General features: G+C 67.5%; 21 protein-coding genes, 1 tRNA gene and 2 riboswitches. Of the genes, 7 read left to right on the top strand and 15 right to left on the bottom strand.

The features are described from left to right. Window positions 1–15: 15 nt before the first annotated feature. The 8 genes from ACIGJC_RS15340 to ACIGJC_RS15305 all read right to left on the bottom strand — a co-directional run bounded on the left by ACIGJC_RS15340 (window position 16) and on the right by ACIGJC_RS15305 (window position 8,861). Window positions 16–480, bottom strand: coding sequence for a hypothetical protein (locus tag ACIGJC_RS15340; protein WP_483709817.1), 465 nt, complete (start codon window positions 478–480; stop codon window positions 16–18). Window positions 481–638: 158 nt separating this feature from the next. After that, complete coding sequence (locus tag ACIGJC_RS15335) at window positions 639–1,376, bottom strand: MBL fold metallo-hydrolase (protein ID WP_483709816.1); 738 nt, start codon at window positions 1,374–1,376, stop codon at window positions 639–641. An 85-nt stretch (window positions 1,377–1,461) separates the two neighbouring features. After that, complete coding sequence (locus ACIGJC_RS15330) at window positions 1,462–2,838, bottom strand: L-serine ammonia-lyase (RefSeq protein ID WP_483709815.1); 1,377 nt, start codon at window positions 2,836–2,838, stop codon at window positions 1,462–1,464. Window positions 2,839–2,919: 81 nt separating this feature from the next. After that, window positions 2,920–3,456, bottom strand: a complete 537-nt coding sequence (locus ACIGJC_RS15325; RefSeq protein ID WP_483709814.1) for a DUF421 domain-containing protein — start codon at window positions 3,454–3,456, stop codon at window positions 2,920–2,922. Between the two features lie 115 nt (window positions 3,457–3,571). After that, window positions 3,572–6,502: an aminomethyl-transferring glycine dehydrogenase gene (gcvP, locus tag ACIGJC_RS15320; protein WP_483709813.1), complete on the bottom strand. Its 2,931-nt coding sequence runs from the start codon at window positions 6,500–6,502 to the stop codon at window positions 3,572–3,574. Between the two features lie 95 nt (window positions 6,503–6,597). Beyond that, a complete protein-coding gene (gcvH, locus tag ACIGJC_RS15315) occupies window positions 6,598–6,978 on the bottom strand; it encodes a glycine cleavage system protein GcvH (protein WP_483709811.1) in 381 nt (126 codons plus the stop codon). Between the two features lie 104 nt (window positions 6,979–7,082). Then, on the bottom strand, window positions 7,083–8,210 hold the full coding sequence (gene gcvT / locus ACIGJC_RS15310) for a glycine cleavage system aminomethyltransferase GcvT (protein ID WP_483709810.1): 1,128 nt from the start codon (window positions 8,208–8,210) through the stop codon (window positions 7,083–7,085). A 96-nt stretch (window positions 8,211–8,306) separates the two neighbouring features. Next, a riboswitch (glycine riboswitch) is annotated at window positions 8,307–8,435 on the bottom strand. A gap of 21 nt (window positions 8,436–8,456) precedes the next feature. Further along, a riboswitch (glycine riboswitch) is annotated at window positions 8,457–8,544 on the bottom strand. An 80-nt stretch (window positions 8,545–8,624) separates the two neighbouring features. Further along, entirely contained in the window at window positions 8,625–8,861 is a 237-nt protein-coding gene (locus ACIGJC_RS15305) for a glycine zipper 2TM domain-containing protein (protein ID WP_276098907.1), read from the bottom strand. A gap of 277 nt (window positions 8,862–9,138) precedes the next feature. Between ACIGJC_RS15305 and ACIGJC_RS15300 the strand changes: the two genes are divergently transcribed. Next, on the top strand, window positions 9,139–11,235 hold the full coding sequence (locus ACIGJC_RS15300) for a UvrD-helicase domain-containing protein (protein WP_483709809.1): 2,097 nt from the start codon (window positions 9,139–9,141) through the stop codon (window positions 11,233–11,235). Window positions 11,236–11,303: 68 nt separating this feature from the next. Here ACIGJC_RS15300 and ACIGJC_RS15295 read toward each other — a convergent pair whose 3' ends face one another. Beyond that, the gene (locus ACIGJC_RS15295; protein ID WP_483709808.1) at window positions 11,304–12,446 is read right to left on the bottom strand and encodes an ABC transporter substrate-binding protein; all 1,143 of its coding nucleotides are present in this window, start codon (window positions 12,444–12,446) and stop codon (window positions 11,304–11,306) included. 209 nt (window positions 12,447–12,655) lie between these two features. Here ACIGJC_RS15295 and hemN point away from each other — a divergent pair, with 209 nt between their 5' ends. Beyond that, complete coding sequence (gene hemN, locus ACIGJC_RS15290; RefSeq protein WP_483709807.1) at window positions 12,656–14,125, top strand: oxygen-independent coproporphyrinogen III oxidase; 1,470 nt, start codon at window positions 12,656–12,658, stop codon at window positions 14,123–14,125. 88 nt (window positions 14,126–14,213) lie between these two features. Here the strand turns inward: hemN and ACIGJC_RS15285 are convergent, their stop codons facing one another. Then, window positions 14,214–15,104 carry a c-type cytochrome gene (locus tag ACIGJC_RS15285; protein WP_483709805.1) on the bottom strand — a complete coding sequence of 297 codons (891 nt, stop codon included), beginning with the start codon at window positions 15,102–15,104 and terminating at the stop codon, window positions 14,214–14,216. Between the two features lie 348 nt (window positions 15,105–15,452). Here ACIGJC_RS15285 and ACIGJC_RS15280 point away from each other — a divergent pair. Then, window positions 15,453–15,528 (top strand) — tRNA-Arg (locus ACIGJC_RS15280). A 430-nt stretch (window positions 15,529–15,958) separates the two neighbouring features. Then, complete coding sequence (locus ACIGJC_RS15275; protein WP_483709804.1) at window positions 15,959–16,192, top strand: hypothetical protein; 234 nt, start codon at window positions 15,959–15,961, stop codon at window positions 16,190–16,192. A gap of 94 nt (window positions 16,193–16,286) precedes the next feature. Here the strand turns inward: ACIGJC_RS15275 and ACIGJC_RS15270 are convergent, their stop codons facing one another. Beyond that, window positions 16,287–16,520, bottom strand: a complete 234-nt coding sequence (locus ACIGJC_RS15270; protein WP_483709803.1) for a YMGG-like glycine zipper-containing protein — start codon at window positions 16,518–16,520, stop codon at window positions 16,287–16,289. Window positions 16,521–16,529: 9 nt separating this feature from the next. Continuing rightward, entirely contained in the window at window positions 16,530–16,913 is a 384-nt protein-coding gene (locus tag ACIGJC_RS15265; protein WP_483709802.1) for a hypothetical protein, read from the bottom strand. Between the two features lie 242 nt (window positions 16,914–17,155). Here ACIGJC_RS15265 and ACIGJC_RS15260 point away from each other — a divergent pair, with 242 nt between their 5' ends. The 3 genes from ACIGJC_RS15260 (at window position 17,156) to arfB (ending at window position 20,131) form a co-directional block, all read left to right on the top strand. Continuing rightward, complete coding sequence (locus ACIGJC_RS15260) at window positions 17,156–18,001, top strand: MipA/OmpV family protein (protein ID WP_483709801.1); 846 nt, start codon at window positions 17,156–17,158, stop codon at window positions 17,999–18,001. Between the two features lie 298 nt (window positions 18,002–18,299). Next, window positions 18,300–19,688 carry an FAD-binding oxidoreductase gene (locus ACIGJC_RS15255; protein ID WP_483709799.1) on the top strand — a complete coding sequence of 463 codons (1,389 nt, stop codon included), beginning with the start codon at window positions 18,300–18,302 and terminating at the stop codon, window positions 19,686–19,688. A gap of 38 nt (window positions 19,689–19,726) precedes the next feature. Then, on the top strand, window positions 19,727–20,131 hold the full coding sequence (gene arfB, locus ACIGJC_RS15250) for an alternative ribosome rescue aminoacyl-tRNA hydrolase ArfB (RefSeq protein ID WP_483709798.1): 405 nt from the start codon (window positions 19,727–19,729) through the stop codon (window positions 20,129–20,131). Here the strand turns inward: arfB and ACIGJC_RS15245 are convergent. The 3 genes from ACIGJC_RS15245 to ACIGJC_RS15235 form a co-directional block, all read right to left on the bottom strand. Beyond that, the gene (locus ACIGJC_RS15245; protein WP_483709796.1) at window positions 20,121–21,176 is read right to left on the bottom strand and encodes a GNAT family N-acetyltransferase; all 1,056 of its coding nucleotides are present in this window, start codon (window positions 21,174–21,176) and stop codon (window positions 20,121–20,123) included. The genes arfB and ACIGJC_RS15245 overlap by 11 nt on opposite strands. Before the next feature lie 101 nt (window positions 21,177–21,277). After that, window positions 21,278–22,156 (bottom strand): protease HtpX, encoded by an 879-nt coding sequence (gene htpX, locus ACIGJC_RS15240; protein ID WP_483709795.1) that lies wholly within the window; start codon window positions 22,154–22,156, stop codon window positions 21,278–21,280. Between the two features lie 112 nt (window positions 22,157–22,268). Continuing rightward, on the bottom strand, window positions 22,269–22,643 hold the full coding sequence (locus ACIGJC_RS15235; RefSeq protein ID WP_483709794.1) for a hypothetical protein: 375 nt from the start codon (window positions 22,641–22,643) through the stop codon (window positions 22,269–22,271). Between the last annotated feature and the right edge of the window lie 11 nt (window positions 22,644–22,654).

The raw sequence follows: 22,654 nt of genomic DNA, 5'->3' as shown, positions 1-22,654 counted from the left end.
CGCCGCCCGAGGCGCCTATTTCACTGAGTAGCCGCGCCCTTGCATGCACGCGCCCCAGGCCTGGTAGTAGCTCGACATAGCCTGGCCGGTATTGGCTGCCGCCTGCTCGTTGGCGGCATTCGCCTGCCGGCGCGATTGCCGATGGGCGACGCCGCCCGCCACCGTGCCAACCGCCGCACCCTTGCCGGCATCGCCGGCGATCGCTCCCACTGCGGCGCCTGCCGCAGCACCGCGCACGCGCTGGCCACTTTGCGCCTGAGCCGGCGGTGGCGCGGCAGCGGCCTGCGCCGGGTCGACGCCGGTCTGCTGCTTGGCCCAGCTGTAACAAGCGCCATCGTCGCTGGATTGCTGCTGCTGGCTCTGTCCCTTGGCGGGATACGCCATCGGCTTTTGCTGCGCCTGGACCGGTGCTATGGCCAGCGCAGACAGCATCGCCGCCAGCACTCCCCATCCACGACGTGCATTCTTGTCAGGCTTCATGGCGAAATCCCCTGTGAGTCGGCCGGCGCGCTACATGTGCCGCACCGCACCGCACCGCAGCGCGCCGGGCGCCGATAGCGGTGGAGAACTCAGTATTGCAGCGGGTGACGAGAAGTCAATTCAGAGTTTTTGGCGGGCCGCGCAGACCGGTTCATGCGTCAGGCGCCGTGGGGCACGCTTTCGCCATCGCGCAGCCCGAGCCGCTTGTTGGCCGGCACCGCCACGTCGATCAGCTTGGGACGCGGCAGGTTAAGGTTGCGCATCATCTCGATGAACTCGTCGCGCGTGCGTCCGGCCACGCGGCTGTTGTTCGCGCGCTCCTGCGCGATCGTCGACGAGGTGCGGCCCTTGTAGTCATGCGCGGGGTAGACCAGCGTGTCGTCGGGCAGCGCGAACAGCTTGCGCGTCAGGCTGTCGTACAGCGTGCCGGCATCGCCCGACTGGAAATCGGTGCGCCCGCAGCCATCGATCAGCAGCGCGTCGCCGGTGAAGACGCGGCGCACCGGGCCGTTCGGCGTGGGCTCTTCCCACAGGTAGCTCATGCTGCCGGCGGTATGGCCCGGCGTGTGGATGGCGCGCAGCATTTGCGTGCCGAAGGCGAGGGTATCGCCGTCGATCAGCTGCTTCTGCGCGGAACGGATGTCGCATCCGGATGGCGCGGCGGTATGCGCACCGGTCTGCATGGCGACGTGGCCGGCCGAGGTGATGTGGTCGGCATGGGCATGCGTTTCAACCACCCATGCCAGGCTGGCGCCGGCCTCGCGCAGCACTGCCATGTCGCGGTCGAGCTGGTGGTCGACCGGATCGATCAGCACGGCGTCGCGCGTGGCGGCGTCGATCAGCAGGTAGGTGAAGGTCGACGAGGTTTCGTCGAACAACTGGAAGAAGGTTTGCATGGCCGCCTCGCTTTTTGCTCTGGTTCTGGCAGGCGCCTGCGGTGGCGCCATGGGGAGACTGGCGCCATGATACGCCGCGGCGGCCTCAGCATTCCACGATATTCACCGCTAGTCCGCCGCGCGCCGTTTCCTTGTATTTGGTCTTCATGTCGGCGCCGGTTTCGCGCATGGTCTTGATCACCGAGTCGAGCGATACGTAGTGCGTGCCGTCCCCCCGCAAGGCCATGCGCGCGGCGTTCACCGCCTTGACGGAGGCCATGGCATTGCGCTCGATGCACGGGATCTGCACCAGCCCGCCGACCGGATCGCATGTGAGGCCCAGGTTGTGCTCCATGCCGATCTCGGCGGCGTTCTCGACCTGCTCGGGCGTGCCGCCCAGCACCGCCGCGAGCGCGCCGGCCGCCATCGAGCAGGCCACGCCGACTTCGCCCTGGCAGCCGACTTCGGCGCCCGAGATCGACGCGTTGAGCTTGTAGAGCAGGCCGATCGCGCCGGCGGTGAGCAGGAAATCCACCACGCCCTGCGCGTTGGCGCCGGGAACGAAGCGGTCGTAGTAATGCAGCACGGCCGGGATGATGCCGGCCGCGCCGTTGGTCGGCGCCGTCACCACGCGGCCGCCAGCGGCGTTTTCCTCGTTGACGGCCATGGCGTAGAGGTTGACCCAGTCCATCACGGAGAGCGGGTCGGACAGCGTGCGTTCGGCGCGCTCGGTCAGGCTGCGGAACAGCTCCGGCGCACGGCGGCGGACCTTGAACGGGCCGGGCAGCTCGCCGTCGGTGCGGCAGCCGCGTGCGACGCAGGCCTGCATCACGTCCCAGATATGAAGCAGCCCGGCGGTGACGTCTTCCTCGCTGCGCCAGGTAAGTTCGTTCTCCATCATCAGGCGCGCGATGCTCTTGCCGCTATTGCTCGCCATTTCGAGCATGTCCTTGCCGCTGCGGAACGGATGCGGCAGCTGCTGCGCAGCGTTGAGCACCTGTGTATTGGGCGCGCCTGCGGTAACGACGAAGCCGCCGCCCACCGACAGGTAACGTGCCTCGCGCAGCGACTCGCCCTGCGCGTCCAGGGCGTGGAATTTCATGCCGTTCGGGTGCTCGGCCATGGCCTCGCGGCGGTAGAACGCGATGTGTTCCTTCTCGACGAACGGGATTGGGTGGCGGCCCAGCAGCGACAGCGTGCGGCTCGCGCGCAGCGCTTTGAGCCGGCTGTCGATGGTGTCGGGATCGATGGTATCGGGCGCCTCGCCCATCAGGCCCAGCATCACGCCCTTGTCGGTGCCGTGGCCCTTGCCGGTCGCGCCGAGCGAGCCATACAGCTCCACGCGCACGCTGGCGACCTGCGGCAGCACGCCGTCACGCTCCAGGCCCTGCGCGAACATCAGGGCGGCGCGCATCGGGCCCACGGTGTGCGAACTCGACGGGCCGATACCCACCTTGAACAGATCGAAGACGCTGACTGCCACAGAGCACTCCTGAAGTCACTTGCCGCCTGCGCATGGCAAGCGGCCGTTATGGGATCAAACGACGGGGATCAAACGACGGGTTCAAACGTCGTCGTCCTTGCCGACCTGGCTCCAGACCGACGCCGCCGTCCTGGGCGGCGCGCCGTCGGCCGGCTGCTGGCGCAGCTTGACCGAAACCGTGCCGTCCGTTTCCAGGATGGCGAAATGCACGTCGGCCATGCTGGTGCTGCCGGCGTGGCGCAACACCTTGTTGAGGTCGTCCACGCTGATGCGCTGGTTGCGCATCACGTCTTGCAGCAGTTTGCCGTCATGGATCAGGAACTGCGGCCGGCCTTCCACGAGGTTCTCAAGCTTGCGGCTGCGCCAGGTCAGATAGGCGAGCCCGGCATTGGCGCCCACAAGCGTGACGGCCAGGATCAGCCCGGCGGTCACCGAGTTGTCCCCGGCGTTCATGGCGTTCTGCACGGCGTTGGACAGCACCAGCAGCAACACCAGGTCGAATGGCGTGAGCTGGCCGATCTGGCGCTTGCCGGACATCCGCAGCAAAGCCAGCACCGAGCCATACACGATCAACCCGCGCAGTACGAACTCCCACCAGGGCGCACTGAGATTCCACATGAAGCCTCCGCTGTGCTGATGGCGCCCCGACGCGCGGCGCCTCCAAGTTCAGCATAGCGCGCCTGCCGGCCGACCGGAACCGGGCGCCAGGCGCTGGACGGCCTCAATCCACGGCTCAGTCCTCGGCGTACTCGCTCATCGGCACGCAGCTGCAGAACAAGTTGCGGTCGCCGTAGACGTTGTCGGCGCGGCCGACGGGCGGCCAGTACTTCTGCGTGCGCAGCGATGCCACCGGATAGGCCGCCTCTTCGCGCGTGTACTGGTGCGTCCACTCGTTGGCCGTGACCACCGCCGCGGTGTGCGGGGCGTGCTTGAGCGGGTTGTCGTCGCGGTCGAAGGTGCCGTCGGCGACGCGGCCGATTTCCTGGCGGATGGCGATCATCGCGTCGATAAAGCGGTCCAGCTCGTGCAGGGCCTCGCTCTCGGTCGGCTCGATCATCAGCGTGCCCGGCACCGGGAAGCTCATGGTCGGGGCGTGGAAGCCGTAGTCCATCAGGCGCTTGGCCACGTCTTCGTTGCTGATGCCGGTGTCCTTCTGCAGCGGGCGCAGGTCCAGGATGCATTCGTGCGCCACCAGGTCGTGCTGGCCCGTGTACAGCACCGGGTAGTACGGCGACAGCCGCTTGGCGACGTAGTTGGCGGTCAGGATGGCGTTCTCGGTGGCGGCGGTGAGGCCGGCCGAGCCCATCATGGCGATGTACATCCACGAGATCGGCAGGATGCTGGCCGAGCCGAACGGCGCGGCCGATACGCCGCCGATGCCGTTGTCGTCGCGGCGATAGCCCACGCTGTCCTGGTTCGGCAGGAAGTCGGCCAGGTGCGCGCCGACCGCCACGGGGCCCACGCCGGGGCCGCCGCCGCCGTGCGGGATGCAGAAGGTCTTGTGCAGGTTCAGGTGCGAAACGTCGCCGCCGAACTGGCCCGGCGCGGCGGTGCCGACCATCGCGTTCATGTTGGCGCCGTCGACATAGACCTGGCCGCCGTGCTGGTGCACGATCTCGCAGATCTGCTGCACGCCCTGCTCGAACACGCCGTGCGTGGACGGGTAGGTGATCATGATGGCCGCCAGGTTCTTGCTGTGCTGCTCGGCCTTCTTCGCCAGGTCCTCCAGGTCGACGTTGCCGTTCTCGTCACAGGCCACTACCACCACCTTCATGCCGGCCATCTGCGCCGACGCCGGGTTGGTGCCATGCGCCGACGACGGGATCAGGCAGATGTCGCGATGGCTTTCGCCGCGGCTGGCGTGGTAGGCGTGGATGATCAGCAGGCCCGCGTATTCGCCTTGCGAGCCGGCGTTCGGCTGCAGGCTCACGGCGGCGTAGCCGGTGGCCGCGCACAGCATGGCCTCGAGCTGGTCGATCATCTCGCGGTAGCCGACCGTCTGGTCCAGCGGCGCGAACGGGTGGATCTGGCTGAATTCGGGCCAGGTCACCGGAATCATCTCGCTGGTGGCGTTCAGCTTCATCGTGCACGAGCCCAGCGGGATCATGGTGCGGTCCAGCGCCAGGTCCTTGTCGGCCAGCATGCGCAGGTAGCGCAGCATCTCATGCTCGGCGTGGTGCGTGTTGAACACCGGGTGTGTCAGGTATTCGCTGGTGCGCGCAAGGCCGGCCGGGAAAGCGTCGTCGGCCGCGGCTTCGATCGCGTCGAACGTCAGCGATGCCGGCAGCGGCTTGCCGAACGAGAAGATCTCCCACAGCGCCACGACGTCGTCGCGCGTGGCGGTCTCGTCGAGCGACACGCCGATGCGCGTCGCGCCGGCATGGCGCAGGTTGATGCCGCGCGCGGTCGCGGCGGCGTGGATCGCCTCAGTGTTGAAGCCGGTTTCGAACGTCAGCGTGTCGAAGAACGTCGCGTTGGTGCGCGTGAAGCCGAGCGTCTGCAGGCCGGCGGCCAGCGTGGCCGTCAGGCGATGCACGCGCTGCGCGATGCGCTTGAGGCCTTGCGGGCCGTGGTACACGGCGTACATCGACGCCATCACGGCCAGCAGCACCTGCGCGGTGCAGATATTGGAGGTCGCCTTCTCGCGGCGGATATGCTGCTCGCGCGTCTGCAGGGCCAGGCGGTAGGCCTTGTTGCCCTGCGCGTCGATGGTCACGCCGACCAGGCGGCCCGGCATCGAGCGCTTGAACGCGTCCTTCACCGCCATGTAGCCGGCGTGCGGGCCGCCGAAGCCGAGCGGCACGCCAAAGCGCTGCGAGTTGCCCACGGCCACGTCGGCGCCCCATTCGCCAGGCGCGGCAATCAGCGTCAGCGCCAGCAGGTCGGCGGCAGCCACCACCAGGCCGCCCGCGGCGTGCACGGCGTCAGCAATGGCGCGGTAGTCGGTCACGTCACCGTTGACGCCCGGGTACTGCAGCAGCACGCCGAACGCGTGGGCCGAAGCCGCGTCGGCAGCCGGGCCGACCTTTACTTCGATGCCCAGCGGCTTGGCGCGCGTGCGTACCACTTCCAGCGTCTGCGGCAGGACGTCGTCGGCCACGTAGAAGGTGTTCGACGCGTGCTTGTTCACGCGCTGCAGCAGCGTCATGGCTTCGGCCGCGGCGGTGCCTTCGTCCAGCATCGACGCGTTGGCGATGTCCAGGCCGGTCAGGTCCGTGACCATCTGCTGGAAGTTCAGCATGGCTTCCAGGCGGCCTTGCGAGATCTCGGGCTGGTAGGGCGTATACGCGGTGTACCAGGCCGGGTTCTCGAAGATATTGCGCAGGACCACGGCCGGGGTCAGCGTGTTGTAGTAGCCCTGGCCGATAAAGCTCTTCAGGACCTTGTTCTTGCCTGCCAGCTTGCGCAGCTTCGCCAGCGCGGCTTCCTCGGCCAGCGGCTCGGTGAATTCGCCCATCGGCATGCCGTCGCGGCGGCGGATGGCTTCGGGAATCACGGCGTCGATCAGCGCGGCGCGGCTGTCGTAGCCGAGCACCTTGAGCATGTGCTGCTGTTCGGGCGTATCGGGGCCGATATGGCGGGAGGCGAAGGCGTCGCGCGCCTCCAGTGCGGCCAGCGTGGGCCGGTTACCTTGGGCGGCGGTCATGGGAAGCGGGGCGTTCATGGCAAGAACCTCGTTGGGGGCGCGGTGGCAGGTGGTCAGCCATGCCGCCGCGCATCAATACAGTGGCCGGCCCGCGCGGGGCCGGCTGGCTGGCGTCAGGCGCCGACGCTGGCCTTGTAGGCGTCGGCCGACATCAGGCCGTTGACGTCGTCGCTGTTGGCCGGCTTGATCTTGAACAGCCACGCGTCGAAGGCGTTGGCGTTCACGCTTTCCGGCGCGGCCGTGGCGGCCTCGTTGACGGCGATGATTTCGCCGGCCACCGGGGCGTAGATGTCGGAAGCGGCCTTCACCGATTCCACCACGGCGAGCGCGTCGCCGGCGCCGACCGACTTGCCCACTTCGGGCAGTTCCAGGAAGACGATATCGCCCAGCGCGTCCTGCGCGTGGTCGGTGATGCCGATGGTCAGGGTACCGTCGGCTTCGACGCGCACCCACTCGTGCGACTCGGTGTATTTCAGGTCAGCGGGGAAATTCATGAGGGTTCTCCGGATTCAGATTTGTTCTTGGTTCAGGCGCCTGCCATCGGTCGATGGGCCAGGCGCGATGGGCGACCGTTGAGGTGGGCCGGGGCGTTACCGCCTCAGCTCACGAGTGCCTTGCCATTACGCACAAACGGCAGTTTAACCACAGTCGCCGCGAGTTTGCGGTCGCGGATCTCCACCTGCACGGTGTCGCCCACCGCCACGCCCATCGGCAGGCGCGCGAAAGCGATCGACTGCGACAGGGACGGGCTGAAGGTGCCGCTGGTGATTTCGCCATCACCGGCAGCGGTGAGGACCTTCTGGTGCGCGCGCAGCACGCCGCCTTTGTCGCGCAGGATCAGGCCGGCGAACTGCTGGCGCTGGCCGGCGGCGGCGAGCGCCGCCTTGCCGGTGAAATCGCGCTCGCTCAGCAGGTCCACGGTCCAGGCCAGGCCCGCGTCCAGCGGCGAGGTATTGATATCCATGTCCTGGCCGTACAGGTTCATGCCGGCTTCCAGGCGCAGCGTGTCGCGTGCGCCGAGACCGGCGGGGCGCACGCCTGCGGCGTCGAGCTTCTCCCACACCGCGGCAACGTTCTCGGCCGGCACCACGAGTTCGAAGCCGTCCTCACCGGTGTAGCCGGTGCGCGCGACCATGATCTCGCCGATGGCAGGATCCTGGACCACGATGGCGTTGAAGGGCTTGAGGGCGTCGGATGGCTGGGTGGACGGGAAGGCGCTCCATACCTTGGTGCGGGCGTTCGGGCCCTGCACGGCGACGATGGCGAGCGGCAGCGTGCCGGCTGGCGCTACGTCGTCACGGCGCGGGGTGATCGTCACGCCGCTGCCGGTGGCGTCATTGCGCGCGCGGATCCATTCGATATCGCCCAGCGCGGTACTGGCGTTGACCACCAGGCGGAAGCGGTCCTCGGCGAAGAAATAGACGATCAGGTCATCGATCACGCCACCTTTCTCGTCGAGCATGCAGGAGTACAGCGCCTTGCCGGGCGTCTGCAGCTTGTCGACGTTGTTGGCCAGCAGGCCGCGCAGGAAGGTGCGGGTGTTCGGACCGGCGAGGTCGACGACGCACATATGCGACACGTCGAACATGCCCGCGTCGGTGCGCACGGCGTGGTGTTCCTCGATCTGGGAGCCATAGTTGACCGGCATGTCCCAGCCGCCGAAATCGACCATGCGGGCGCCGAGGGCGCGGTGGATAGCGTTGAGGGGCGTGGCCTGGAGCGTCATGGGAATCCTCGGGGGCAATCTCGGTTTCGAAAACGAAAAAGGGTCATCCGCCGCAGCGCTTGCTTCGCTCGAATAGCGTCGCAATCCGCTGCCGCGGATGACCCCTCTGTCCTCGATACCTGAGAGATTACGAGGTCGCCCCGCCTAGCAGGTCCGATCCTCGCGCGCCCCTTCGGTGGGCACGCTCGCCATGGCTGGCGGGTGCCGCTCTCCAGAGTGCGGCATGCATCGTGTGCATGTTGCATGCCGATCCGAACGGTCCATGGTGCCTGAGAGTTTTCGGGTGATACCCCTTCGGCGGCGCAACGGGTGCGCGCTCTCCCGGTCGGATGCGCGCAATGTACGGGAGGGTCCTGCCTTTGTCAACGCGGCAGGCCCGCCCGTTATTGCCGTAAGCGATTGCCTCAGCGCCGATCAGCGGTGGTGGTGATTATCGTCCGTCACGACGTTACCGACCACGCCGCCAAGCGCGGCGCCGCCGAGCGTACCGACCGCACTACCGTTGGTGAGCACGGCACCGCCGACGCCACCGGCCGCGGCGCCGATTGCGGTATTGCGTTGCTTGGGCGTCATATCGGAACAGCCGCCCGCCAGGGCAGCGACCGCAACGCCTACCAGTGTCGCCTTGCCAAGGGCTCGTAGAGTTCTCATGATTGGCTCCGGAAGTGACTTCAATGGGCCCGGGGCAGATCGGAATCCACCCCGCCATACCGATTAGAAGCCGCGATATGCCGCAGGTTTTGGCTCTTACCAAGTGTTACTTCAGTAATATCCGCAGCAAGAAAATAGCGATTTCCGCTGACAGAACGGCCCTGCCGGGCGTGTTAACATGGCCGGCTTCGCGCCGGCCGCCGGCATGCTGCGGCATGTTGCGTACCAGGCGCCTCCGCCGCCCTCCGACGCACCTTCCACGCCAGACATCCCACGCATGACCCACGGCCTGAACGCTGCCCAATCCGAAGCCGTCCGCTACCTGGACGGGCCCTGCCTCGTCCTTGCCGGCGCGGGTTCGGGCAAGACCCGCGTGATCACGCAGAAGATCGCGCACCTGATCGAAGACAAGGGCTTCGAGCCGCGCCATATCGCCGCCGTCACGTTTACGAACAAGGCGGCCAAGGAGATGCAGGAGCGCATCGGCAAGCTGATGGAGGGCAAGACCTCGCGCGAGGGCAAGCGCCTGCCGCTCAAGCAGCTCACGGTGTGCACGTTCCACTCGCTAGGCGTGCAGATCCTGCGCCTGGAAGCCGAGCATGTGGGCCTGAAGCCGCAGTTCTCGATCATGGATTCGGACGATTGCTTCGGCCTGATCCAGGAGCAGCTCGGCACCACCGACAAGAAGCTGATCCGCAGCGTGCAGGGCACCATCTCGCTGTGGAAGAACGGCATGGTCGACCCGGAAGCCGCCATCGCGCAGGCCGCCAACGCCGACGAACACCAGGCGGCGCTGGTCTATCGCAACTACGTGGCCACCCTGCATGCTTACCAGGCCGTGGATTTCGACGACCTGATCCGCCTGCCCGCCGAACTCTTCGCGCGCAATGAAACGGTGCAGCTCAAGTGGCAGAACCGCCTGCGCTATTTCCTGGTCGACGAATACCAGGACACCAACGCGTGCCAGTACCAGCTGCTCAAGCTGCTCGCGGGTGGCTCGCACCTGCGCGCGCCGGCGTTCACGGCGGTGGGCGACGACGACCAGGCCATCTACGGGTGGCGCGGCGCCACGCTGGACAACCTGCGCCTGTTGCAGACCGATTTCCCTGACCTCAAGGTCGTCAAGCTGGAGCAGAACTACCGCTCCACGGTGCGCATCCTGGAGGCGGCCAACGCGGTCATCGCCAACAACCCGAAGCTGTTCGACAAGAAGCTGTGGAGCGAGCACGGCATGGGCGACCCGATCGCCATCCATCCGATGAACGACGAGGAGCACGAGGCCGAGTCCGTCGTGTTCCGCCTGTCCGCCCACAAGTTCGAGCGCCGCGCGCAGTTCCGCGACTACGCCATCCTGTACCGCGGCAACCACCAGGCGCGGCTCTTCGAGCAGATCCTGCGGCGCGAGCGCATTCCGTATGTGCTGTCCGGCGGCCAGAGCTTCTTCGACAAGGCCGAGATCAAGGACATCTGCGCGTACCTGCGGCTGATCGCCAACCCCGACGATGATCCCGCCTTCATCCGCGCCATCACCACGCCGCGCCGCGGCATCGGCAACACCACGCTGGAAGTGCTGGGCACGTTCGCGGGGCAGGCCAAGGTGTCGCTGTTCGAGGCCGCCATGATGGGGGGCATCGAAGCCAGGCTGCAGCCGCGCCAGCTCGAGCCGCTGCGCGTGTTCTGCGAATCGATGGTGCGCCTGGCCGATCGCGCGACCAAGGATCCGGCCAGCGTGGTGCTGGACGACATGATGGAAGGCATCCACTACGAGGCCTACCTGTATGACTCGTTCGATGAGCGGCAGGCCCAGTCGCGCTGGACCAATACGCTCGAGTTCCTCGAATGGCTCAAGCGCAAGGGCACGCGGCCCGAGCCGGAGGGCGAGGGCGAAGCCACCGGCTTCGACAATGCGGATGGCTTCGGCAGTGAAGGCAAGAACCTGCTTGAACTGACGCAGACCGTGGCGCTGATGAGCATGCTGGAGGGGCGCGAGGAAGACCCCGACGCAGTGCGGCTTTCGACGCTGCATGCCTCGAAAGGCCTGGAGTATCCGCACGTATTCCTGGTCGGCGTGGAAGAGGGCATCCTGCCCCACTGCCGCGAAGACGAGGACATGGCCGACGAGAAAATCGAAGAGGAGCGCCGCCTGATGTACGTGGGCATCACGCGCGCCCAGCGCAGCCTGCATATCAGCTGGTGCAAGAAGCGCAAGCGCGCGCGGGAGACCTATTCCTGCGAACCGTCGCGCTTTATCGGCGAGATGAAGCTGGAAGAAGCGCCCCCGCCGAAGGACGAGATGCCGGCGATGAGTCCCAAGGACCGGCTTGGCGCGCTGAAGGCCTTGCTTGGCAATGGCGGCAAGACGGCGCCCGGTTGAGTGCTGCGTGAGGCCGTGGACGATGCACGCCGCGGCGTGAAACCGGCGGCCTGCGCGCGCGCCTGGACCTACCGCGTGCCTGAAGCAGCAAGCTGCACGTAGCGTGAGCCGCGCTGCCCCTGCGTGAAATCGAGCGTGAAGTCGCCCACATCGACGCGAGCTTGCAGCGCGCGCCGCAATTCCCCAGCGCCATTGCCGCGCCACGCACCCAGTGCGCGCACCAGCCAGGCGGCGCCGATATAGCCGGCAATGGTCGCGGGCGAGGGCGGCTCGTCAAGGTATTGCTTCATGCGGGCCACGTGCTCCTTGACCACGCGCAGCGTGGCGGCCTGCGGTCCGGGCGCAACCTGCGTCAGCACCATGCCGCCCGGATAGCCCGCGCCGAGCACTTCGCGCGCCACAGTTGGGCTGACCGCGGACAAGCCGACCAGGAATCCGTACCAGCCTTGAGCGGCCAGGGCCCGGCCCAGGCTCGCATAGGCCAGCGTGTCACCCGCCACGATCACGGCACCGGGCCGTTGCGCCGCGATGGTGCGCGCGGCGGCGTCCGCGTTGCCGCCCAGCGGCACCGCGCGGGTGCCCATCGTGGATTCGAGCGCCCCCAGCCACGCGGCGCCGTTGCCGGTAGCGGAGGCGGCGAACTCCGCCGAGACCGCCAGCGCCACCCGTGTCAGCCCGTAGTCGCGCAGTTGCTTCACGGCGGTGTCGAGTTCGGCCTGGTAGTCGGCGCGCGTGAACCAGACGTTGTCCGCGTTCAGGGCCAGGCCCGAGAGCGGCGCCACGATCTGCACGCCGCGCCGGTGCAGTTCGGGCGAGGCCGCAAGGGCCGGCAACAGCCGGTCGCCGGGGCCGAACAGCAGTTCGGCATGCTCGCCATCGGCAAGCGATAGTGCCTGCGTGAGCGCCGCGCGCGGATCGGCATCGGCGTCGCGCACGACATGCGCAATCCGCACCGGACCACCGGCGGCGTTGGCCGCGTTGAACATGACCTTGGCGCCGGCCAGGTAGTCACGCGCCAGGTCGGCCTGGGCGCCGCTTCGGTCGAGCAGATGGCCGACCACGACGGTGCGCCGCGTCGGCGCCTGGGCCAGGGCCAGCGGCGCGGCGGCCAGTCCGCCAAGTGCGGTCATCAGCTGGCGGCGGCGCGGGGAGGGGGGCGGCGTTTCGCCGCGCAGCGATGGGTACGACAAACAAGGCAGGATCGAGGGCATGGAAAGGGGATGGCTGGCTGTCCGGGCGGTGGCTGCCGGAGATGCGGGGCGCAGCGTATCCGGCACGTGTGACAGAACTGTGACGAAATACCCCCGCCGACGAGGGGGGCGGGCCGTGCCATGCGACCGTCGAGCTTGACGCGCGTCAATTCCTTACCGGCGTCGGGGAACTAGCATGGGTCGTCAAACTCGCCGGTCAGTCCGCCCCCATGCACACGCTCACCACGCCATCCGCGGCCATCGATCGCCGCGCCCTCTCCGATTTCCGCGCGCTGGCCGGCCGCATCGACGGCAACGGCCCGCGCTACACGTCCTACCCGACGGCCGACCGCTTCCATGGCGGCCTCGATGAATCGGCCTACCACGCCGCGCTGGCGGACTGCCGCGCCGCCGCGCCGGCGCCATTGTCGCTGTATCTGCACATCCCGTTCTGCGAGAACATCTGCTACTACTGCGGCTGCAACAAGGTCATCACGCGCGATCACGGGCGAAGCGCCAAGTACGTGAGCTACCTTGGCCGGGAAATGGCGCTGACGGCTGCGCACCTGGGCGGCCGCAGGCAGGTGCTCCAATCGCACTGGGGTGGCGGCACGCCGACCTTCCTGAACCCGGCCGAGATGCGACGCGTGATGGCATCGCTGCACGAGCATTTCGACCTGCCGGCCGACGGCGAGCACTCGATCGAGATCGATCCGCGCCGTGTCGACTACGAACGCATGGCGTTGCTCGCCGAACTCGGCTTCAACCGCGTCAGCCTGGGGGTGCAGGATTTCGACCCGGAAGTCCAGCAGGCCATCCACCGCATCCAGCCGTTCGAGGAAACCCGCGCGGTGGTCGACGCCTCCCGCAAACTGGGGTTCCGGTCGGTCAGCCTGGACCTGATCTACGGGCTGCCGCACCAGACCACGGCGCGCTTCAACGCTACCGTGGAGCGGGTGTTGACACTGCGGCCAGACCGGCTCTCCGTCTATAGCTACGCGCACCTGCCGCATGTCTTCAAGCCACAGCGGCGCATCGACGAAAACGCATTGCCGAGCGCGGGCGAGAAGCTCGATATCCTGGTCTCCACGATCGAACGCCTGACTGCCGCCGGCTATGTCTACATCGGCATGGACCACTTCGCGCTGCCCGACGACGACCTCGCCGTGGCCCAGCGCGAGGGCCGGCTGCAGCGCAATTTCCAGGGCTATTCGACACATGCCGGCTATGACCAGCTCGGCTTCGGCATTTCCGCGATCGGTGCCGTGGCGGGGCGCTACGTGCAGAGCGCGCGCACGCTCGACGATTACTACGCCGCAATCGACGCCGGCCGGCTGCCGGTCATGCGGGGCTTCACGATGGAAGACGACGATCACCTGCGCCGCGAGATCATCGGGGCGCTGATGTGCAATGGCGTGCTCGACATCGCGCAGATCGAGGCACGCCATGGCATCGATTTCGCAGGCAGGTTTGCCGCCGAACTTGCCGATCTCGACCGGCTCGGCGCCGACGGCCTGGTTCGTCGCGAGCCGGGCCGCATCGAGGTCACCATGCTGGGCCGCCTGCTCGTGCGCCGCGTTGCCATGGTGTTCGACCGTTACCTGCGCGAAGACGCTGCCAGGCCGCCCGTTGCCCCGCCGGCAGCCAATGACGGCGCCCAGCCGGTGCGGTTCGTGCCGCGATATTCCCGCGTGGTCTGATCCGGAGGCGCCGGTCCCGGCGCGCAACCAACAGGCGAAAAAAAGCCCGCGATCCAGTCGCGGGCTTTTTATGTCTGTGCGGCCGGTGTTACTTGGCGGCGCTGGCCATGTAGTCGGCGGCGGCGAGCACATCGGCGTCGGGGCCGGCATAGCCGCCCTTCGGCGGCATCACGCCCTTGCCCTTCAGCGCGTAGTTGTGGACGGCGTCCATGCCTTCCTTCAGGCGCGGCGCCCAGGCGGCCTTGTCGCCAAACTTGGGAGCCCCGGCAACGCCGGCGGCGTGGCAAGCGGCGCAAACCTGATCATAGACCTTCTTGCCCACTTCGGCGGAAGCCGCGGCAGGTGCTGCGGCCGGAGCCGGCGCAGCGGCAGCGGGCGCGGGCGCCGCTGCAGGAGCCGGAGCGGCGGCGGCAGCCGGTGCGGCACCGGCATCCGATGCCGCGGCGGTGGCCGGAGCAGCGGCGGCAGGGGCCGGAGGCTCGGGGAACTTGGCGCCACCGGCGTCAGCCATGTAGACCACGGCGCGGCCCAGTTCGTAGTCGGAGTAGTCGTCCGGCGTGGTGCCGGCGCGCGGCTGCATGGCACCCTTGCCGTGCAGCACCGAGCTCAGCAGGCCATCGAAGCCCTGGCCGATGCGGCTGGCCCAGTCGCCCGCGTTGCTGTACTTCGGCGCGCCCGCGGCGCCCGTGGCGTGGCACGCTGCGCAGACTTCCTTGTAGACCTGCTCGCCGGTCTTGAAGACGCGCGGTGCGTTGGCGTCCTTGATCTCGAGCGAAGCGACCGGCTTGATGCGGTCATTGATGGCTTCCGCCGTGGTGACCGAACCGGCACCTTCCTTGGAGCCGTGGCCGACAAAATTGACCAGCAGGATGATCACGATGATCGGGACCAGGAACGCAGCGATCACCACTGCGATCAGCTGCTTCGGCGTCTTGATGGGAGACTCGTGTTCGTCGTGTTGGTGTTGGACGTCGCTCATACAGAACTCTCAGTTTTGCAGGAAACCTTCAGCCGCTCACGCTCGGCTTGATTTATCGGGCCCTTGAACGTCTGGGTCCTTCTGATTGCGTGGTTCAGTACTGTCCCCCGTTTGCCAACGCGGTGCCGCTGCGTCTTGACGGAAATAGCTCGCGATTATAGCCCCAAAGGCCTCATGGCTGGGCCGAAAGAGACGGTTCCGAGACGTTGGGCGATGTCCCCGGATTCGCGCGCATGGACGCCTCAGCGCAAACGCGGTATCCTATGCGACTTCCCAGCGGCGGCATTCGCCCGCCGCACCGGTTGCACCCGTGGCAGACCCTGCCGCCAGTGCCAGACCACTTTCCGCGCGCCCGTAGCTCAATGGATAGAGTACTGCCCTCCGAAGGCAGGGGTTGCTGGTTCGATCCCAGCCGGGCGCGCCAAATTTCCCGAAATGACTCGCTGCGTTCCGGCTGGCATTCCGCCTCCAGGCCGACAGCGCCTTGGCAAGCACCGAATCGAAGCGCTCCCGTTTATGACACTTTCCGCAAGGTGCTTAATTCCGTCCTAAGGATGTTTCAATTGTCTTCACAAGGGGGCGGACTTAGAGTGCCACTGAGGCCTCTCCCTGCAGAACGCTCCCCGTTTCTGACAGGACATTTGGAAAGCGCGGCATGTCCGCGCTTCTTTTTTGTCTCTTGCCTCTGCGGAGGGGTGTCGCCGCCGCTCCCTGTGCAGGAATATGCCGGTTGGCGTGCGGCGCGGCGATTCTCGTGGCTGGCTCGATGCGGGCTTGCGTGTAGGACGGCGCCGGATACCCAGGCGGCCGTCAATGCGCCAAGACTTCTAGTTGTCCCAGGGGCGGAGACCACCATGGCGAGCAAGATTTCCCCCGTCGTTGCCGCGCACGAGCGGATGCCGGCCGGTTCGGAAGCCGGTGACGATCAAGGGCTGGCCGAGCCGCAAGGCAGGACGGCGTGGATCGAGAACGACGATCTGCTGGAGCGGATGCAGTGGATGTGCGCCTCCAACCGCCGCGTGGTCGAGCGCAGCGAGCAGTTGGTGACCGAGAGCATCCGGCTGCTGGCACGGATCGGTTACCGCTGAGCAGCGACAAGGGGCCCGACGCGCCGCGCGCGGACAGGAAGAATCGCCGCAGCGACCGACTGTGCCGTGGCCGGACGGTGGCCCGCCCCGGCGGTCAGTACCGCTGCTGCTCGTTGCGCCCCTTGATATTGCCTGCCACACCGCCCGCCACCGCGCCGATGGCCGCGCCGGTCCAGCCGCTGCCGCCTGCGATGGCCGCAATGCCCGCGCCGGCGGCGGCACCGATGGCAGCCCCCGAAACCGTACCTTGCTGCTGCGGCGTCATGCCGGTGCATGCGGTCACGCTGGCCACCGCCAGCGCCGCGCCGATCCATTGAAGTCGTTTCATGGCCTCGCCTTATTTCTTGACCTGCAGTCCAGGCACCACCATCTCGAACCAGATGGTTTCGAGCACCGGCCGCTGCAGGCGGTCGGGGTGGGCGGCATACCAGCGGTCCAGGCCGTCACGGACCGAGTCCAGCGTTTGGCCTTTCAGGCCCCGCGCCAGGCGCGGCAAGATGGTCTGCGAGTCCGGCGGGACATTGCCGGCGTGGTAGGCGACATCGACCTGCACCACATTGGCGATGCCGACCAGATAGGCCTTCTTCATCTGCTCCGTCGACTCTGTCCACTGCTTGCCCGTTACGAGCGGAACCTCGTCCGCGCTGGCCACGCCGGATGCCATGGCCAGCGCCATGCACGCGGCGGCGGTCCATGCGTGCAGCTTCTGCCTGGTTGTCATTGCACACTCCCGTGCGGACCAGGTGCGCGGCGGTCCGCCTTACCGTCGCGCCTGGTTCCGGGCAGCGGGTGCCGGTTGGCGCGCTTTCATATTAGTCGCTATTCCAGTGACCGGTACGCCGCCGTGCAACGGTGCCCGGCAGCGCCGGCGGCCGAAAACTTTCATATCACCGACTGCGTCCACGTCGCCTATGTGCTGATAGATTCGCCTGATTCGGCGTATTCGATCGGGGAGGGCGAGACATGGCACGCACTGCGCGGACAGCACTGCCGGCACGGATCCGGCGTATCGCAGGCCCGGGCCTGGCGGCCCTCGCTTTGGCGCTGTCCGCAAGCGGCAGCGCCGCATCGCCGCTGGACCTGCCCGGCTCGCTGCCCAATATGGTTGGCATCGGCGTGGGCTCGACCACCGAGTTCGCCGGTGGCAAGGACCGCACCATCGGGGTCGTGCCCGGCGTGCGCTACGTGACCCCGGGCGGCCGGCTGCTCGAATGGTACGGCCCTTACGCGCAATTCAACTTCGGCGGGCTGACCGGCTGGCAGTGGGGGCCCGCGGTGTCGCTGCGCCTGGGGCGCAGCGGTGTCGACGACCCGGTGGTGTCGCGCATCCACGAGATCGACACGACCGTCGAGGCCGGCGGCTGGTTCGGCTACGAGTACCTGCACGAAGGCGCGATCCCGTTCCGGCTGCGCGGCGGCATCAACGTGATGACGAATGCGGGCATCGTTTACGGCGGCGCGCGCGTCAGCGCCAACGCCTCGGCGTGGGTGCCGATGCATCGACGCGTCTATGCCGGCGTCGGCCTCGGTGCGAGCTGGGTCAGCGACAGCTTCAACCGTACCTATTTCGGCGTGACCGACGGCGATGCGGCCGCCAGCGGGCTGCCGGCCTACAACCCCGGGGGCGGGCTGGAGCAGTACACCGGCTGGCTCGCGCTGCTCTACCAGATCGACAGGAACTGGTATGCCGGGGCCATGGTTTATGCGCAGCGGCTGGCCGGCGACGCGGCCGACAGTCCCATCGTTGCCCAGCGCGGCACGCGCAACCAGATCACCTATGGCGTGGGCCTGGGCTACACGTGGCGCTAGCGCCGGACACGTGTCGCGCCTGCAACAGGTTGTCCATCCTTGCCGAGACGAGGGGGCGTCACACCCGGCATCGTTTTGGCGCGCTGGCGCGGCTGCCGGAACCCGCGCCGTGCATCACCGTTGAAACACTTCTGCCTGATTGTGGGAAGGCCTTTGCGCGCACGCATCGCAATACGTCTCCAGTCGGTGCGTCGGCGCACATGGCGCGCAATTTGCGTCGCTGAACCCCTGGACGGGCCGCCATCGCCCGCTTTCCCCTGCGCATGGCGGCCCCGTGATGTCGATGCGGAGGTTCGCCATGCCTGCACTGTCGAAAGACCTGCTTGCGTCACTGCGCACGGCCGTGCGCGGCAAGGTACTGCTGTCCGGCGAGCCCGGCTACGACGAATCGCGCACGATCTGGAATGCCATGGTGGACAAGCGCCCCGCCGTGGTGGTGCAGTGCGCCGGGGTTGCCGACATCGCGGCAGCCGTGGCCTTTGCGCGTGACAACGGCCTGCTGCTCGCGGTGCGCGGCGGTGGCCACAATATTGCCGGCAAGGCGCTCTGCGATGACGGCGTCGTCATCGATCTGTCCGCCATGCGCGCCGTTCATATCGACACCGGCACACGGCGCGCCTGGGTGGAGCCTGGCGCGCTGCTGGCCGACTTCGACCACGAGGCCCAGGCTTGTGGGCTGGCGACGCCGCTGGGCATCAACTCGACCACGGGCGTGGCCGGGCTGACGCTTGGCGGCGGCTTCGGCTGGCTCACGCGCAAGTACGGCATGACTGTGGATAACCTGCTGTCGGCGCAAGTCGTGACCGCCGATGGCCAGCGCCTCCACGCGAGCGAGCAGGCCCACTCCGACCTGTTCTGGGCCCTGCGCGGCGGCGGCGGCAACTTCGGCGTGGTGACGCTGTTCGAATTCCGGCTGCACGCTGTCGGACCGCAGATCCTGGCCGGCCTGCTGGTGTTTCCCGCCGCGCAGGGGCGCGCTGTGCTCAGCCAGTACCGGGTGTTCACCGAAGCCATGCCGGAGGACCTCAATATCTGGGTCGTGCTGCGCAAGGCGCCGCCGCTGCCGTTCCTGCCGACCGCCGTCCACGGCACCGACGTGGTGGTGCTGGCGGTGTTCTACGCGGGCGATCCGGCGCAGGGCGAGCCACTGCTGGCGCCGTTGCGCAGCTTTGGCACCGTGCTCGGCGAGCACACGGGCGCCATGTCTTACGTGGCCTGGCAGCAGGCATTCGACCCGCTGCTGGCGCCGGGCGCGCGCAACTACTGGAAATCGCACAACTTCACGCAGCTGCCGGACGAAGCCATCGATGCCATGATCGATTACTCCGGCCGCCTGCCTTCGCCGCACTCCGAGATCTTCATCGGGCAGGTCGGCGGGCGGGCCAACAGCGTTGCCGCGGATGCCACGGCCTACCACCACCGGGATGCGCGCTATGTCATGAACGTCCATACGCGATGGGAAAGTCCCGCCGAGGACGCAGCCTGCGTGGCCTGGGCGCGCGACTTCTTCCGCGCCACCGAGCCCTATGCGACCGGCGGCGTGTACGTGAACTTCCTGACCGAGGATGAAGCCGGCCGCATCAGCGCGGCCTATGGGCCCAATTTCGAGCGCCTGGCGCGCATCAAGCAGAAGTACGACCCGGACAACCTGTTCCGCGTGAACCAGAACATCGCGCCGGCTGCATAGCCGCATTGCCCGGACATGCGCCTTGTTATGATGCGCGCATGTCCGGCGAATTCCTCATCCCCCACCACGAGTACGACATCACCGCGATCCGCGCGCAAGGCGCGGGGGGGCAGAACATCAACAAGGTGTCCAACGCGGTGCACCTGCGCTACGACGTGAACGCGTCCTCGCTCGCGCCGGACCACAAGGCGCGCCTGCTGCAGCTGCATGACCACCGCATCACGCGTGATGGCGTGGTGGTCATCAAGGCGCAGCAGCATCGCAGCCTTGAACTGAACCGCGACGATGCCATCCGGCGGCTGCACGAACTGGTGGCCAGCGTGGCGACACCGCCACGCACGCGCCGCCCGACCCGCCCGACGCTCGCTTCGCGCAAACGTCGCCTGGAAGGCAAGAGCCAGCGCAGCCAGGTGAAAGCGCTGCGCGGACGCGTCACGGAGTAAGCTCGGGCAGTTCGCTGCACGCGTGCGCCATGGCAGCGACGGGCCGCCGATAGGCCGGGAAATAGCCATGGAGATCGCCGGTCGAAGCGATGCGCCCCGCCGAGAGCGACTGGTAGGCCTGCCGGTTGACGACCACGCGCTGCGTGCGGAACACATGCGTGTCGGGCGAAAATCCGCGCTTGAATTCGTGCAGCGAGTCCGCCGCGGAGCCAAGGCCACCGCCAAGGTGCAGCCGCGAGAAGCCATGCATGCGGCCCCATTCGCGGGCGGTGTGGATGATGATCTTGGTCGGCTGGCGGTGGCGGTAGTCCCAGTCGGACCCGGACAGGTGGTATTGCATGATGCCCGAGCGCCGCGACAGCGTGAACAGGGCGCCGCCGATGACTTCGTCCGCTTCCTCCGCCACCATCAGCAGCAGGTCGTCGCCGAGCTCTTCCACCAGGGAACGGTAGTACTGCACGTCGAAAAAGTAGTACTCCGCCGCACCGCGGCGCGTCATGGTCTCGTTGTAGAGGTCGATGAAGCGTGACAGCGCGTCAAAGTCGCGGTCCAGCCGCACCGTCACGCCTGCGCGCCGGGCGCGGTTGATGCCGAGCTTGTGGCGTGACTGCGTTTCCTGCCAGTGCTTTTCGGGCGCCTTGGTCAGGTCGATCGACACGGTCTGGCCCTGCTCGAGCACAAGCCCCAGCGAACTTTTCCATTGCGCATTGAGCAGCGGGTGCAGCCGCAGGAACCAGGACACGCAGCCGGCTTCGCGCAGCATCGCTACCGCGGCGCAGAATGCCGCATCCGCGAAATTCGCCGGCGCCCCGGTGCTCACGAGCGGGCCACCATAGCCGTAGGCCGAGGTGGCGTCCCACAGATCCCCGATGATGGGGCGACGGATGTACGGAACCAGCAATTCATGGTCGCCATCCGTCGCATGCAGGGCGAACGCCTGGCCGCGCTCGCTGTTCTGCGCCGTCTTCATCCACGCCGGCGTGTGATAGCAGTCATGGCTACAGCGCTCCAGGGCGGCGCGCCACGCGGTACTGTTCGTGTCCAACAGCTTCGCTTGCATCTCTTGCCCCCTGACAGGATGCCTGCGATGTCCGCCCCGGGTGCCGTCGTGGCGCTCCCGGACGGATCGCAGCGATGGATCGGATTTCAGCGTGCCGACTGCAGCGCGGCGATGCGCTGCTCGATCGGCGGATGGCTGGAGAACAGCGCCATCCATGATTTCCCTCCGGCAATGCCCATGGCCTGCATGTTCTGCGGCAGGCCGTCCGGCTCCAGGCCGCCGAGGCGGCGCAGCGCGGCGACCATCGGCGCCGGCGAGCCCATCAGGCCCGCCGCGCCTGCGTCGGCGCGGAACTCGCGGCGACGCGAAAAGGTAGCGACGATGATGCTGGCCAGGATGCCGAAGACGATCTCGCAGACGATCACGGTGACCATGTAGCCGATGCCGGGCCCGCTCGACTCCTCATCGTTCTTGCGCAGCATCGAGTCGACGAAGTAGCCGACCACGCGCGCAAGGAAGATCACGAACGTGTTCACCACGCCCTGGATCAGCGTGAGCGTCACCATGTCGCCATTGGCCACGTGCGCCACTTCATGCGCGAGCACGGCTTCCACCTCGTCATGCGACATCGACTGCAGCAGGCCGGTGGAAACGGCCACCAGCGAGCTGTTCTTCGTCGCGCCGGTCGCGAACGCGTTGGGCTCGCCCTCGTAGATCGCCACTTCGGGCATGGGCAGGCCCGCCTTCTGCGACAGCTTCTGCACGGTCTGCACGAGCCACAGTTCGGTGCTTGTGCTCGGATGCGTGATGACCTGCGCGCCAGTGGACCACTTGGCGATGGTCTTGGACATCAGCAGCGAGATGAACGAGCCGCCGAAGCCCATCAGCGCGGCAAAGGCGAGCAGCATGCCGAAGTTGAGACCGTTGGCGGCCAGGAAGCGGTTCACGCCAAGGACGCTGGCGGTGATGCTGAGGACAAGCATGACGGCGAGGTTGGTCGCCAGGAAAAGCAGGACGCGTTTCATGAGAGTGGAACTGGACTACGGATAGGCGCGGACGAGCCGCAGGGGCGCGCGGCGCCTGGATGGCACGGCGCGCAAGAACAATCATGCGCGGCGAATGCCGCGCAGTTGGGTGTCAGCCGCGCGGAGGACGCGGCAGGAGCGGAAGGTCGGGGTCGGGGAGGGCAGTCCCCGCATAGCGCGGCGGCCGGGATTGGGCGGGGCCGGCGGCAAAACGGAGCTCTGGCGCGGGCAGAAGCTGCTCCGCAAGGTCGATGCCGGCCGGCGACGTGTCGGGCGCGTCGGCCGGATCCGCCGGAGCCGTGCTGCAAGGCGCGGCATTTTGCGCCGCCTTGCACAGTCCGGCCGGGTGGCTGTCCGTTTGCAGGGCGGGGTGGGCCACCTCCGTGACGGGCGCGACTGTACCGGCCCATGCCTGGAACGGCAGGAAGGCCAGCATCAGAACCAGCAGTAAGAGCCGGATATTGCGCACGCGACAGCGGAAAATCAAATGGAGGTGTC

It is taken from the genome of Cupriavidus sp. C3SS-1 (genome assembly GCF_057073755.1).
Note: the sequence above shows the minus strand (reverse complement) of the source record. Positions and strands in the feature narration are given on the sequence as shown.

Bases quoted from the DNA above. Each gene is read 5' to 3' on its own strand.
- gcvT (WP_483709810.1), bottom strand. From the start codon at position 8,210: ATGACGCTCCAGGCCACGCCCCTCAACGCTATCCACCGCGCCCTCGGC.
- ACIGJC_RS15325 (WP_483709814.1), bottom strand. From the start codon at position 3,456: ATGTGGAATCTCAGTGCGCCCTGGTGGGAGTTCGTACTGCGCGGGTTG.
- ACIGJC_RS15255 (WP_483709799.1), top strand. From the start codon at position 18,300: ATGCCTGCACTGTCGAAAGACCTGCTTGCGTCACTGCGCACGGCCGTG.
- ACIGJC_RS15340 (WP_483709817.1), bottom strand. From the start codon at position 480: ATGAAGCCTGACAAGAATGCACGTCGTGGATGGGGAGTGCTGGCGGCG.
- ACIGJC_RS15260 (WP_483709801.1), top strand. From the start codon at position 17,156: ATGGCACGCACTGCGCGGACAGCACTGCCGGCACGGATCCGGCGTATC.
- ACIGJC_RS15275 (WP_483709804.1), top strand. From the start codon at position 15,959: ATGGCGAGCAAGATTTCCCCCGTCGTTGCCGCGCACGAGCGGATGCCG.
- ACIGJC_RS15300 (WP_483709809.1), top strand. From the start codon at position 9,139: ATGACCCACGGCCTGAACGCTGCCCAATCCGAAGCCGTCCGCTACCTG.
- hemN (WP_483709807.1), top strand. From the start codon at position 12,656: ATGCACACGCTCACCACGCCATCCGCGGCCATCGATCGCCGCGCCCTC.
- ACIGJC_RS15285 (WP_483709805.1), bottom strand. From the start codon at position 15,104: ATGAGCGACGTCCAACACCAACACGACGAACACGAGTCTCCCATCAAG.
- ACIGJC_RS15305 (WP_276098907.1), bottom strand. From the start codon at position 8,861: ATGAGAACTCTACGAGCCCTTGGCAAGGCGACACTGGTAGGCGTTGCG.
- htpX (WP_483709795.1), bottom strand. From the start codon at position 22,156: ATGAAACGCGTCCTGCTTTTCCTGGCGACCAACCTCGCCGTCATGCTT.
- arfB (WP_483709798.1), top strand. From the start codon at position 19,727: ATGTCCGGCGAATTCCTCATCCCCCACCACGAGTACGACATCACCGCG.
- ACIGJC_RS15295 (WP_483709808.1), bottom strand. From the start codon at position 12,446: ATGCCCTCGATCCTGCCTTGTTTGTCGTACCCATCGCTGCGCGGCGAA.
- gcvH (WP_483709811.1), bottom strand. From the start codon at position 6,978: ATGAATTTCCCCGCTGACCTGAAATACACCGAGTCGCACGAGTGGGTG.
- ACIGJC_RS15335 (WP_483709816.1), bottom strand. From the start codon at position 1,376: ATGCAAACCTTCTTCCAGTTGTTCGACGAAACCTCGTCGACCTTCACC.
- ACIGJC_RS15265 (WP_483709802.1), bottom strand. From the start codon at position 16,913: ATGACAACCAGGCAGAAGCTGCACGCATGGACCGCCGCCGCGTGCATG.
- ACIGJC_RS15270 (WP_483709803.1), bottom strand. From the start codon at position 16,520: ATGAAACGACTTCAATGGATCGGCGCGGCGCTGGCGGTGGCCAGCGTG.
- gcvP (WP_483709813.1), bottom strand. From the start codon at position 6,502: ATGAACGCCCCGCTTCCCATGACCGCCGCCCAAGGTAACCGGCCCACG.